Annotated in this window: 10 protein-coding genes; 2 read left to right on the forward strand and 8 right to left on the reverse strand. The window is 69.8% G+C overall.

Annotated features, from left to right (window positions below; translation table 11 throughout):
* Positions 1–581 precede the first annotated feature (581 nt).
* The gene (locus ACZ7J0_RS29750; RefSeq protein WP_470892508.1) at positions 582–1436 is read right to left on the reverse strand and encodes an SAM-dependent methyltransferase; all 855 of its coding nucleotides are present in this window, start codon (positions 1434–1436) and stop codon (positions 582–584) included.
* 61 nt (positions 1437–1497) lie between these two features.
* Positions 1498–2409, reverse strand: a complete 912-nt coding sequence (locus tag ACZ7J0_RS29755) for a helix-turn-helix domain-containing protein (protein WP_470892510.1) — start codon at positions 2407–2409, stop codon at positions 1498–1500.
* 76 nt (positions 2410–2485) lie between these two features.
* Between ACZ7J0_RS29755 and ACZ7J0_RS29760 the strand changes: the two genes are divergently transcribed.
* Positions 2486–2620 (forward strand): hypothetical protein, encoded by a 135-nt coding sequence (locus tag ACZ7J0_RS29760; RefSeq protein WP_470892512.1) that lies wholly within the window; start codon positions 2486–2488, stop codon positions 2618–2620.
* A 3-nt stretch (positions 2621–2623) separates the two neighbouring features.
* Here the strand turns inward: ACZ7J0_RS29760 and ACZ7J0_RS29765 are convergent, their stop codons facing one another.
* Complete coding sequence (locus ACZ7J0_RS29765) at positions 2624–4021, reverse strand: cytochrome P450 (protein ID WP_470892514.1); 1398 nt, start codon at positions 4019–4021, stop codon at positions 2624–2626.
* Between the two features lie 283 nt (positions 4022–4304).
* Between ACZ7J0_RS29765 and ACZ7J0_RS29770 the strand changes: the two genes are divergently transcribed.
* Positions 4305–5663, forward strand: a complete 1359-nt coding sequence (locus ACZ7J0_RS29770; protein ID WP_470892516.1) for a cytochrome P450 — start codon at positions 4305–4307, stop codon at positions 5661–5663.
* A gap of 199 nt (positions 5664–5862) precedes the next feature.
* On the opposite strand, the gene ACZ7J0_RS29775 is transcribed toward ACZ7J0_RS29770, so the two are convergent.
* The 5 genes from ACZ7J0_RS29775 to ACZ7J0_RS29795 form a co-directional block, all read right to left on the reverse strand.
* Entirely contained in the window at positions 5863–6981 is a 1119-nt protein-coding gene (locus ACZ7J0_RS29775; protein WP_470892518.1) for a selina-4(15),7(11)-diene synthase, read from the reverse strand.
* A gap of 311 nt (positions 6982–7292) precedes the next feature.
* Complete coding sequence (locus ACZ7J0_RS29780) at positions 7293–8174, reverse strand: aldo/keto reductase (protein ID WP_470892520.1); 882 nt, start codon at positions 8172–8174, stop codon at positions 7293–7295.
* Between the two features lie 199 nt (positions 8175–8373).
* The gene (locus ACZ7J0_RS29785) at positions 8374–9963 is read right to left on the reverse strand and encodes a hypothetical protein (protein WP_470892522.1); all 1590 of its coding nucleotides are present in this window, start codon (positions 9961–9963) and stop codon (positions 8374–8376) included.
* A 31-nt stretch (positions 9964–9994) separates the two neighbouring features.
* The gene (locus ACZ7J0_RS29790; RefSeq protein WP_470892524.1) at positions 9995–10579 is read right to left on the reverse strand and encodes a hypothetical protein; all 585 of its coding nucleotides are present in this window, start codon (positions 10577–10579) and stop codon (positions 9995–9997) included.
* The gene (locus tag ACZ7J0_RS29795; protein WP_470892526.1) at positions 10576–12933 is read right to left on the reverse strand and encodes a hypothetical protein; all 2358 of its coding nucleotides are present in this window, start codon (positions 12931–12933) and stop codon (positions 10576–10578) included. The genes ACZ7J0_RS29790 and ACZ7J0_RS29795 overlap by 4 nt, the downstream gene beginning before the upstream one ends.
* Between the last annotated feature and the right edge of the window lie 107 nt (positions 12934–13040).

Raw genomic sequence — 13040 nt, forward strand, 5'->3', positions numbered from 1 at the left:
CCGCGCCAAGGCGCGGGCAGGTACTGCGAACCACGACAGCTGGCAGCGACGCTACACGGAGAAACGGTCCACCACCAGAGAGCAATAAGCCCTGAACAGGGGGGCGATGTCTACTCTGACCACCATGAAGCAGACCAACATACGCGCCGGCGGTGCCATGAGCGGGTGGGAGGCCCTGGAGCGGCTGGTGGTGCCGCCGGCCGTGCCCGTGGACGCCCGCGGGGACTGGGCCGCCGCGGAAACCGCGCTCGGCACGGAGCTGCCCGACCTCCGCCGGAGCGGAGCTGCCGGCCTGGGAAGCGGCCATGGACGAGGACGAGTAGGCACCCGGCGGGCCGGGGCTGAGAGATTCGGGGGTGCCTCCGAGGGAGGAGGCACCCCCCGGACCGAGAGCTCGCCCCACGGAGGGCGAGACGAGCTGCCGCCGGGGGGGGGCGCGCCCCCGGGGCAAGGGGTGCTGTCCGGCGGACGCGTCGGTCCGCGACCGGTTGAACCGGGATGACAGAACGGTTCGACCGGAAGTCGTGCGGTCGGCCGCCTCGGGCCGGCGGCGGTCGGAGTTCGGCGGACGGATCGTGCACCTAGCGTTTGACGGCCACGCCGGCGTACTTCGAGTCCTCCAGATCGGTGATTCCACTGGAATCGCAGTACGGCATGGTCATCGCGCCGAACCTGCGGACGACGATGTCGGGCCGCCAGCGGTGGCACGTCGTCAGTCCGGGCTCGACGAGGTCGAGGCCGGTGAAGAAGCGCTCGATCTCGGCGCGGCCGCGCAGCCTCAGGGGCCCGGTTTCGTTCGGGGAGTTGTAGGCGACGACGACGTTGCTCATGTCGCGGAAGTCCGCTGTCGGGTGCGATATCGAGACGTGACTCCCCGGCGCGAGCGCGTCGACGAAGGTGGCCACGGCGTCATGGGGACGCGACGCGTCGTCGATGAAGCACAGCACGTTGTTCAGGGCCAGTCCGACCGGTCGCGTCATGTCGAGCGTCTCCGTCACCTCCGGGGAGGCCAGGACCGAGGACGGGTCGGTGAGATCCGCCTGGAGGAAGACGGTGCGTCCCCCTGGCGCCCCCTTCATCAGGGCCTCGGCGCGCCGCGCGACGATGGTGTCGGAGTCGACGCACACGACCCGCGCCTCCGGCACGATGCGCTGGACGATCTGCGGCAGGTCGGGATCGATGGACGCGCCGCAACCAAGGTCCAGGAACTGGGTGATGCCGCGCTGGGCCATGAAGGTGGCGCTGCGTTCCATGAAGTGGCGGGCCGCCCATGTGGAAGCGGTCGCGTTGGGATGGTTCCGCCGGATGTTCTCGGCGACCGCCTCGTCGACCGGGTAGTGGTCCTTGCCGCCGAGCAGCGCGTTGTAGACCCGTCCGGGGTGCGGACGGGTGGTGTCGATGTGGACGGGAGTGAAGGTGCCGTGCTCCCCGGTCATGTCCCGCTCTCCCTCGTGCTCTCTGTCATCTCGCGCGAGCTCCCCGCGGCCGCGTGTCCCATTACTCACTGATCCATAGTTCTTGCTCGATACCGCGCAGAATGGCCGGCGTCTCCCGTAGAGGGGCGGCGTAGCCCGCGCACATCGTGTCGAAGCCCTCCAGGTAGGCGCCCGTTCCCTTCTCCACGTACTGGCCGCCGTCCAGGCTGGTGCGGTAGACGATGTCGGGCAGCTCGGGGGCGGTGAAGCGGAAGAGGTGGAACGGTCCGCCCTCCATCCCCGGGTAGACGCCGTGGCGGTGGGGCACGATCTGGAGCTTGATCCGGGGCCTGCGCGCCATGGAGACGAGGTACTCGATCTGACGCCTCATCACCCCGGGTCCGCCCACACATCGGCGCACCGCCGTCTCGTCGAGAACCACCCACAGGGTCGGTCCACCGCTCTCGTCGGCGTCCGGCCCCGAGCGGCGACCGAACCCCTCGCCGAGACACTGCCTTTGCCGCTCGCCGACCAGTTCGAGGTGACGCTCGAGGAGACTCGCCCCGGCGCCGGGGAACTGGGCCCGCAACAGTGCGCGGGCGTATTCCTCCGTGCGCAGCAGCGTCGGCACGCTGTGCGGCTCGTAGGCCCGGATGAGACTCGCCTCGCTCTCCAGGCTGAGGAAGCGGTGCAGTACCCGGGGCAGCACGTCGACCGGATAGGCCGTCCACCACTGGCGTCGCTTCGCCTGTTCGGTGTCGGCGAGAAAGGCTGTGATCTCGGGGGCTGTTGCTCCGTACAGGCTCAGCAGTTTCTCGACCGTCGGAAGGCTCGGTTTGGCCTCGCCGAGCTCCCAGCGCCGCACGGAGTGGGGATGGACTCCCACGACACGAGCGGCTTCCACCCGGCTTCTTCCCGCTTGTTCTCGCAAGTCGGCGAGGCGCTTCGCCAGGACGGACTGGGCCGCCGTCGTCGTGGTGCGCGGTGTTGCCACGGTCTCCCCTTTCGTCGCGTCAAGAGCCTGCCGGGGCCGCCTTGTTGATCCCCAGGTGTAATTTACACATCGCTCGTTGCATCTCGCATCCCGCGCCTCGGATGGTGGGCACGCGACGCCCGGCGGACGGGACTTCATACGTGCGCTCCAGGTCGCGACCGCGGCGACCTGGGGCGTGCTGTCCGTGCTGTCCGTGCTGTCCGTGCTGTGACGGCTACCGGCGGCGCAGCCACCTCGGGAGCCACCCCGCGGGCTGGGCGGCCGGCGCGGGGGCGGCGGCGATGACCGGAGGGGTCGTGGGCCGGGCCGGAACGGCGGGGGCTCCGGCAGCCGCACGTACCCCGTCCTGGCTCTGAGGGGTGAAGCGTACGTGCAGGCTCGTCAGCCGACGTGACATCCATGAGCCCACCACGCGCAGGTCGGTCTCGTGGACGGCGAGCTCCAGGTCGGGGACGCGCGCCAGGAGCAGGTCGATCCCCGCGTCGGCGATGGCCCGGCCGATGTCCTGGCCGGGGCACTCGTGGGGCCCGGCGCCGAAGGCCAGGTGCGACCGGTTGCCGTGGACCGGCAGCGAGAGGTCGGGGCGGATGGCCGGGTCGACGTTGCCCGCGGCGAGGCCGAGCATCACCATGTCCCCCGCCCTGATCTGCTGACCACCGAGCTGGGTGTCGCCCAGGGCCCACCGGGTCGGGACCACCGCGAGGGGCGGGTGGTCCCACAGCACCTGCTCCAGCGCGTCGGGCAGGGTCATCTGGCCGCCGGACAGGCTGCCGCGGAAGCGGCGGTCGGTCAGGACCAGCCGGAGCGTGTTGGTGATGAGGTTGACCGTGGGCTCCAGCGAGGCGACGAGCGCCAGTCTCAGGTGCTCGCGGACCTCCTCGTCGGTCAGACCGGCCTCGTGGCTGATCAGCCAGCTGGCCAGGTCGTCGCCGGGCCGCTGCTTCTTGCGCTCCACCAGCTCGCGCATCACCTCGACGACGAGCCCGTTGCTCTCCAGAGCGGTTTCGCTGCCGCTGACCATGTCGGCGACCGCTCTGCCCAGGCCGAGCGCCTCCTCGTCGCGTATCCCGAACTGCTGGCAGATCACGAGGGCCGGAAGGGTCCGCGCGAATTCGGCCACGAGATCGGCCTCGCCCTTGGGCGCGAAGCCGTCGATGAGGCGGGTCGCGTAACGCGTGATGTAGCGGCGCAGCCCATGCCGGTTGAAGCGCTCCAGGCTCTCGGTGACCGCGCTGCGCAGACGGGCGTGCTCCGCGCCGTCGGTCAGCGCCACCAGCGGCTGCCAGGCGGTGATGGGCAGCAGGGGCGAGTCCGGGGAGAGTGAACCCTCCCGCACAGCACGCCAGTTGCGGGAGTCGGAGGAGAACCGCGGAGAACGCATGACCTCCAGGTTCTCCCGGTGGCCGAGGATCAGCCAGGCCGGCACGTCACCGTAGAGCAGAACCGGGGCGACGGCTCCGTGTTCCTTGCGGAGCTGCTCGTACAGGGCGTACGGCTGGGCCTCGGCCTCGGGGCCGTAGAGCCGGCGCAGACCACGGGTGTCCTGAGCGTGCGCTGGGCACCCCGGGGGCGGGGTGGTCGTGCCGGGCTGGTCTTGGTACGGGGTGGTCACGAGGCCTCCGGGACAGCGGCGTGGGAAGCGCTGGCGCCTCGACAGAGGGTGACGAGGTGACAGCGACGCGCCAGCATACTTCTGGCGTGCTCGGCGCCGACGAGTGGCCCGGACTCAACCGTGTGAACCCTGCTACTACTTGGGTACTGATGATCTTGCCCAGCGCCGGTGGCCACGGTGCCACCGCCACGCGCGCGCAGGCCCGACGGTGGCCTTGCGGCGCCGCGGCACGATCGGTGGCGCACCTCCAGGGGTGCGCACCACCCTGGAGAGAGGAACGAGAATGTCAGCTGGGTCGCGAACGGCCGGTCTCGGTGCCGTGCCCCGCCCGCCGGGTGCGGTACCGCTGCTCGGGCATGCCTGGAGGCTGTGGCGCGACCCGTTCGGCTTCCTGCTGTCGCTGCGGCGCCACGGCGACCTGGTGCGCGTGGACCTCGGCACGATGCCGATGTACGTGGTCACGTCGCCGGAACTCGTCCATGAGGTGACTGTCCGTCAGGTATCGAGCTTCGAGAAGGGGCGCCTCTTCGACCGTTTGAGACCGCTGGCGGGCAACGGCCTGGCGAACTCGGACGGCGAACTGCACCGCAAGCACCGGCGGATGGTCGCGCCGATGTTCTCCAAGGACCGAATAGCGGGCTACTCCGCCACCATGAGCCGCAACGCCCGGAACCTCGCCGATTCCTGGAAGCCGGGAGACGTCATCGACCTGGAGCCCGCGATGGCGCGGTTCGCCGTGGAGACGCTGGCGGCGACTCTCTTCTCGACGGACATCGGCCGGCCCGCCGTGGAGGCCGTCCGCAAGCATCTGCCGGTTCTCCTGACGAACCTGCTGATACGGGCCGCGTCCCCCAAGTTCCTCGACCGGGTCCCGATCCGGGCGAACCGCGACTTCGACGCCGCCGCCGCCCGCTTGCGCGAGGTCATCGACGAGGTGGTGGCCACAGCGCGCGCGGCCGGGCACACCGACCGCGACGACCTGCTGTCCTTGCTGCTGGCCGCCGAGGACTCGGAGAGCGGCACGTCCCTGACCGACGTCGAGGTGAGGGACGAGCTCAGCACGATCCTCTTCGCGGGCGCCGAGACCACGGCCGCGACCCTCGCCTGGACGTTCCACGAGCTCGCCGCCCGGCCCGACATCGAGCAGAGCATCGTGGAGGAGATCCGCAGGGTCGTCGGCGACGGCCCTGTCACCATCGAGCACGTCCCCCGGCTGGAGGGAATCCGGCGGGTGCTCGACGAAGTGATCCGGCTGCACGGGGTCACGCTGCTGATGCGCCGCACCACGAAGCCTGTCGAGCTGGCGGGCGTCACCCTTCCCACCGGGACCGAGGTGGCCTTCAGTCTGTACGCGATGCACCGCGACCCGGACCTGTACGAGCACGCCGACCGTTTCGACCCCGACAGGTGGCTTCCCGAACGGCAGCGGTCCGGGCCGGGACGCAAGGCCTACATCCCGTTCGGCGCGGGCAATCGCAAGTGCATCGGCGATCTGTTCGTGTGGACCGAGGCCACCGTCGCGATAGCGACCGTACTCGCCCGCTGGAAGCTGGTGCCGGAGCCCGGCCACACGCCCAAGGAGGTGGCCTCCGCGGTGGCCCATGCCGACCGCATTCCGATGACGGTCGTGCCGCGCCTCTGAGCTCGCAGGTCCTGGCGTGCGGCCTCCTTCCGCGGGGCCGCACGCCTCGGGGCTGCCGGCCAGGGCGCGGGTTGCCCGCCAGGAACCGGCGGCGCAGGCCATGGCGAGGGTTGCCCGCCAGGAACCGGCGGCGCAGGCCATGGCGAGGGTTGCCCGCCAGGAACCGGCGGCGCAGGCTCCGGCCCGCGCCGCCGGTTCCTCAAGCGGCTCTTGCCGGCCTCCGCCGAGCCGCTCGCGCCGTGCCCGCCCGGCGTCCGGGCGCATGTGGACGCTCCTCGGGCAGGACGTCCCACCACCACGCCACCGAGGCGATGTCCAGGGGCTCTTGGCTGTCGTCCGTCGGCGTGTCCCGGAAGATCGTGGGAAGGCGGGCGGGGTTGTCCGGAGTGGTGTAGCGAACGGAGCTGATGCCCCAGTCCTGCGACCCACGGATGAAGGAGGCGAGGCCCGTCATGTACTGCCGCAGCTGCGGACTGCCCCGGTCCGCCAGATGCGAGGCCAGGCGCATGAACAGGGTGAGGACCCGGTCCCGCTGGGCGATGGCCGTCGCGAGGGCTTCCTCGGGACCGGATCCCGTCTCCGCCTCCAGGACGCGCAGGACGTTGAGGTAATAGCCCGTCCCGGATCGCTCCTTGTGGTGGGAGAGGATGTCGTTGTCCCAGGTGATGACGAAGGAGGCCATCTCCTCGGCAGCACGCACAGCGGTGTGATCCCGCTCCTGGGGCTGGAGTTCGTAGCCGTGCGCCATCTCGAGCATCGGGAAGACGACGGAAGTCGCGCCGTCGTACAGCCTCATGAGCGTGTAGTCGGTGAGGGTGGGCACGGTTCCCGCGCTCCGGTGCCCCGCCTCCCAGACGACGGAGAAGAAGTACTCGCGCAGCGCGCCGATCCAGCGCGCCGCCTGACCGACAGTGCCGAATCGATTCACCCTTCTGCGCAGATCACGGAGTCCCTCGGCCAGCGGGTCGCCCGGGAGCAGCGGGGCCTCGGGGTTCTGCGCCACCCGCAGCAGCCGGTGAAGGGCTCCGGCGAGGTCCCCCGGGTGGTGCCCGAGGTCCCCTTCCTCACAGTGTCCGTCGTCGACACCGAACAACCAGAGGACGAAGTCCGCGAGCAGGCTCACCACTTCCTGCCGACCCTCGGGGAGGATGCGTGAGGAGAAGGTGCCGATGTCCTGTCTCACGAGCCGGCTGCGCAGTTCCTCCGAGCCGATGCGATGCGTTTCGGCCCAAGCGGCGGTCTGAACGTCAACTTCCGCGTGCCGGGGGTGAATCGCCGGGGGAATCGGCGAATAGAGCGGCGGTATCACGGGGCCCACAGTGGGTCTGCCTCCTCGATCGCGGATCACTACGGTTCTGCGCCGGCTCGACGCCTCACCGGCATCCCCCGTTCCTGCGCCTCAGTACGCGATCATGACGTATCCCTGTGACCTGATCCAGTAGGACAATCTGGCGGCATTCCGACGGAACGTTCACCAACGGCGGGCCGCGTCTCGGATACCGAGACCAACCCCTGCGGCACGGGACCGAACGTTCGCCGGCGCAACGTCATTGGTGCCCATGGAGGTTGACGGGACGGTCCGCATCGCGAGGGACCGGATGCCATGGGCATCCGTGTCCTCCGTCGTCGTCAGTCGCGCAGGCGAACCTGGCCCAGCCGGGTGACCATGGCCGGGTCCCGGTGGTCGAAGAACACCGAGGCACCGGTGTCCAGGGTGGCGATGGACGCCATCTGGTCGCCGGTGAGCTGGAAGTCGAAGACATCGAAGTTCTCCGCCATCCGTTCGGCGCGGACCGACTTGGGGATGACGACGACCTCGCGCTGGATGAGCCAGCGGAGCACGACCTGCGCCACGGATTTGCCGTGAGCCTCGGCGATCTTGCTCAGCAGCGGATGGGTGAAGAGGTTGTTCCTGCCCTCGGCGAACGGTCCCCATGACTCGATCTGCACACCGCGCTCGTGCATGAGGTGCTGTTCAGCGGTGCGCTGGAAGAACGGGTGGGTCTCGACCTGGTTCACCGCAGGGGTGATCTCGTTGTTGTCGATGAGGTCGACGAGCCGGTCGGGGTAGAAGTTGGAGACGCCGATCGCCTTGACCCGGCCCTCGCGGTACAGGTCCTGCATGGCGCGCCACTGGCTGTAGACATCGCCGAAGGGCTGGTGCATCAGATACAGGTCGACGTGGTCCAGGCCGAGCCTGTGCAGGGATTTCTCGCAGGCGCGCTTGGTGTTGTCCTCCCCGGGGTCCTGGATCCACAGCTTGGTGGTGACGAACAGTTCCTCGCGCGGGATGCCGGCGGCCCTGATCGCCCGGCCGACGGCTTCCTCGTTGCCGTAGGCCGCCGCGGTGTCGAGGAGCCGGTAGCCAATGGCCAGGGCGTCGGTGACGGCCTGTTCGGTCTGCTCCGGCGGGATCTGGTAGACACCGAAGCCGAGGATCGGCATCTCGACGCCGTTGTTCAGGGTGACGTTCCGCGAGGGACCGCCGTCGGCCGGCCTGCTGGGCTTCATGAGCCTTCTCCGTTCTTCGAGCGTCTTGTCGGTGATCACTGTGCGTCGGAGGTACGCGTCACTCACCCGCGACACACGGCGTGACCGGTCATGCCCCTCGAGCGGGCCGCGGCGGCAGGCCACCACCACCCTTGGTCAGCCCTCTCACACCCGGGACGCTCGGCACGCGGGCGGAGGCTCGTCACGCCGCCGCGGATCGTCACGCCGACGGCATGACCACCCGCAGTCCCCTCATCAGTACGGAGTTGACCCCGTCCCCGACACGCCCCGTGGAGAGGCTCGCGACGTAGCTCCGGTGAGTCGGCAACGGCGCCAGCCGCTCCCTGATGAAGTCGGCCCGCCGGCCGGTCTCCATCGGGGTGACGAGGCCCTCGGCCACGTACGCGAAGTTTCCGGCCCAGCAGTCGAAGACAAAGGTGTCGTAGCGGTTCAGCCTCATGACGACGCAGCCCCAGGCGAGGAGTTCCGGGACTCTCTTCCGCAGGATTTCCGGGTACTCGGTGAAATGGGCTCGCGGTTGCAGATGATGGATCAGGTGGTAGTTGTCGAAGAACGCCCAGTCGGTGCCCAGTACGGGAACCTGCACCGGCCGGCCGGCGTGAGCGTCCCCCGGACAGTCCGAAGGGTCCGGAGGGTCCCGAGGGTCCGGAGGGTCCGGCTGGACCTCTCCACCGGGCGCCCCGGGATCGTCGCCGTCCCATCCCGCCACCAGGTGTTCCTCGGGAAGCCACAGCACCGTGCCGGCCTTCGGGTGGCGGGGGTTGCGGGGGTCGCTCAGACCGTGCCAGACGTACTGCGCCTTGGCGGTGTTGATCCCCCGATAGAGCGCGGCGGCGATCAGCCAATAGCCCAGGAGCCGGTCCGTGACGACCAGGTACGCGACGGCGGACCAGTAGGTGGTGATGCCGGCGAGCAGTCCGTAGCGTCGCGGGCCGCGACAGCGGCGGTGGAGGAGCACCCCCCAGCCGGTCAGCAGGATGAAGCATGTCTTCAGGCCGAAGAAGCAGAATTCGACGAGGCGCGTCCGGTCGTACGGCAGCGGGGAGTGGATGTCCTCGGGGCCCGCGTTCTCCGGGTGGTGGATGACCAGGTGTTCGGTGCCGTAGAACCGGGGAAGTGAACCGATCATCGGCCCCATGACCCAGTCCGACAGGGCGCGCCAGACCGACGTCAGAAAGGGCCGGTCGCGGAGGTTGAGCACCTGGCAGTGCATGTCCCAGTGGAAGTAGGCCTCGAAGTCCACCCAGGCCGGCGCGAGGTACTTGGTCAGGAAGAGAACCCCGGCGAGGCAGCCCAGCGGCCCGGTCCACACTCCGGCAAGGAGTCCCGTGGCGATCAGCGGAACGCAGTGCAGCAGCTGCACCCGTGCCAGGTGCTGGAGGCGCCGGTCCGCCGGACGCACGGGGAGAGCGCCCAGCGGGGAGTGGTCCGCCGGGAGCACCCACGGTTCGAACGCGGCTATGTACGACTCGCGGTGCAGGCATACGGAGTAGATCTCGGCGAGGGCGAGCGCGCCCAGCAGCCAGGCGACGACGACCAGGCATCCGAGGACCGCCGCGCCGGCGGAACGGGCGGCGAGCAGGTCGACGGTCGGCGGAAAGACCGCGTAGAGCGGTATCAGCGGTGATAACCGGGCGGCGATCGCTCGGGGAAGGAGTTCTCTGATCCTTTCCGCGTGCCGCCCATAGGAGAACCGGTCGTAACGGCCTGTCAGTTCTATGAGGACGAGCAGGGGAAAGGAAAGCAGCACACCGGTGCTGAGTGCGGCGAGGCCGATCGGCTTCTTCACGTTCGCTCCCCTGGCCCGCGGCGCGCCTTCCTCAGCCTTCCAGCGGCACAGGCGCCGGCGGGGACACATGCGCCGACGCCGGCGCCGACTGCCAGCTCTGCCCTTCCTCGCGGACCGCCGTTATGCGACCGGCGAGGACGTGCGCCCCGGGGTCGGAGAACCAGCGCGCCTCCGTCGGGTCCCACCATCGATCGCCGACGCGCAGGATTTCGTGGTGGACCACGGCCTCCCCTATCCACGGCGCGTACAGCCCGGCGTCCGCCCAGGCCGCCTTCCAGTGCGCGGGGGCGAAGGGTGAGGGCGTGATCGCCGCCCGCCCGCGAGCGTGCGGGATCCCCGCGCGCGTCAGCAGTTCGGCGGCCAGGTCAGCATGGACACCACAGTCTCCGGTGAGCTCCTCCGGCTCGGCCAGTTCGCACCAGTGCAGAGGCCACCGTACGGGCCCCCAGTGCACGCGTACGGGTACGGCCGCGAGCCGTGAGCCGATGTCCGGCCAGCGCTCGAAGCCTGTCAGGACGAGGCGGCGTGCTTCGCGGCAGCACGTCGCCTCATGGTGGGAGATCCGGGAGAGCCCGATCGCATCCAGCCGGCGCCGGTCTTCGGGGCTGAAGGTCATGCGAACACCTCTCCCATGGCGCCTCGTCCGAAGGGGTAGGCCATGGCGAGGTCGTACGCTCCGCACATACCGAAGGCGAGAACATCCCCTTCGGCCAGCGAGCTCACGTCCACGCCCTCGGCGAGGACGTCGCCCTCCATACAGGAGCGTCCGAGTAGCCGGCCCCTTCCAGGGCCGACCGGTGTCCAGGCTTCTCCATCGAACCGGGAGACGGGGTGGGCTCGGTACCGGGCTTCGGGAATGTCGCCGAGCGCGGCGTCGACGACGACGTCCGCGCAGGCCCCGCGGCCCTTGACGAGAAGGACCCGGGTGAGGACGGCGGCGGCCGGCTGCGTCAGGAGCTTGCCCGGCTCCAGGACGAGCGTCGGAGACGTCGAACGGAGGCAGTGCGGTCCGTCCGTCAGTACCCGGTCGAGGGACGGGCGCACCACGGCCAGGTCGTCCACGTGCCAGCCACCACCGAGGTCGACGACCGCGGGCGGGGCGCCGAGCCGGTCGGCGAGGGGATCGGCGAAGCCGAGCGCCGCCGCCGCCTCGCGCTGCCAGCCTTCCGGCCCCACGACGCTTTCGGCGTGGTGGAAGTGGACACCCCAGTCGGCGCCGCCCAGCCTGGCGCGTAACTCGGCCACCAGCCCTGCCGCCTTCCGCAGATCACCGCTTCGTTCGAAGGTGACCCCGAAGCGGCTGGGCAGACCCGGTGGCGCGACGCGTATCCCCACGACGTCGGCGGCGAGCGTGAATCCCCGGTCCATGGAACGGAGCAGTTGTTCGAGTTCGTCGGTCGAGTCGGCGAAGAAGGCCCAGCAGCGCACTTCTTCACGTGGCGGCCACCACTTGGCGGGTCCGTTGAGGATGGACCGCGCGGGGTCGAAGCCGGCGGCGGTTGCCGTGTCCAGCTCGTCGAGCGTGATGGCCTCGGCGATCAGTCCGAGGCGCGCCGCACGGGCCAGCAGGTCCGGGTGGGGGCAGGTCTTGACGCTGTGTGCCAGGACGAGCTCGGGCAGTCCTCGCAGCTGTTCCTGCAGTGCCGTGGTCTGTTGGTCGACGAGTGTCGCGAGGATCTGGCGACGGGGCGTCGACCAGACGGGGGACGGCGTGGGGAGCAGGGCCTCGTAGGCGCGTGCCGCGTCCGCGATCTGCGGGGTGGAGCCGCGTGACGAGCCCTGGGAGATCCCCGAAGTCCCGGAGATAGCGGAGGTCCCTGGGACCTCTGAAGGCGCAGAGACCCCGGAGCTCCCGGGGGCGCCCCAGAACGGAACCCCCTTCGTCGTGGCGTCCTCCTCGGTACTGCCGGTCCTCCGCCCGAGACTGCGCATCCCCGACGGGTGCTTGGTGGCCGGAGCGATGCCGCCGGAGGGTCCCCAGGGGTATGAGGCCAGGCCGAGGCCGGGTGATACGGCGATCTCGTCGACCACTCTGGTGAATCCGCTGCTCAGTGAACGGTGCCTTGGGCGCGCGCGCTGAGTCACCAGCGCCGCGGGCAGGTTGGCGCCGCAGATGCTCGCGCCGTGGATCCATGCGGGGAACCGCGGATTGACCTCCATCATCGTGAACTCGCCGGTCCACGAGCGGATCAGCTCCAGTTCACCTCCGCCGGTCCACGCGACATCCGCCACGTGGTCGCGCAGGCTCTTCCACAGGCTGTCCGGTAACTCGGCGATCTCTCCCGACCATGTCTTGCCCTCCGCGGTGAGGACCGCCTTCGTCATCAGGACCGCGTCGAGAAGCTCGCCCTCGTAGGCGCTGAACGCGATCCCGCACTCCTGGCCCGGCACGTGCGCTTCCAGATGCCAGTCCCCTCCCCACTCCTCCCTGATGAACTCCCCGGCGGCGAGCGCCTCGTCCGCGGTCCGCGCGCGGAACGCCTCGTAATGCTGGCCCTTCACCCACACTCCGTGGGGCGAGTGGCGCACAAAGCGTTCCGTGTGGTCCCAGTCGGTGGCCGTGATGAAGCCCGGGACGGGAAGTCCGAGGGCTTCCGCGAGAGCGAGGGGTGGCTTCACCACATGCTCGATGGCTTCCTTGGCCGGCGCCAGGATGCGTTGGTGCCGTCCGAAGTTCTCTGCCAGGAGCCGGACCTCCAGGTCCAGGGTGGGGATGAGAAAGGTACCGGCGGCGGCCAGCAGTTCCGAGATCTGGTCGAGCCATGCGTTCAGATGTACTTCGTCCCAGCTGGGAAGGAGCACGACATCGTCGAGCACGGTGGCGTGCAGGCCCGAACTCGCCGCGGAGTAGTCGAGGCCGATGACGCGGAGGTCCGGGTCGGCCAGCTTCAGGGAGTGCGCGACGCCCAGACCGGGTGACGGGTTCGGCCCGCTGTGCATGCCGCTGACGACGATCGTGGTGGCCTGCATGTGTGTGGTCCCCCGAAGTCTTCGATGTGCGCGGGAGTTGTACGTCCCCGATGAGAATGCTGTCGAGTCTGTACGCCGGTGTCCGGCTTCAGCGCCGGTTCGGGTGG

The organism is Streptomyces sp. NPDC038280, from assembly GCF_055600045.1.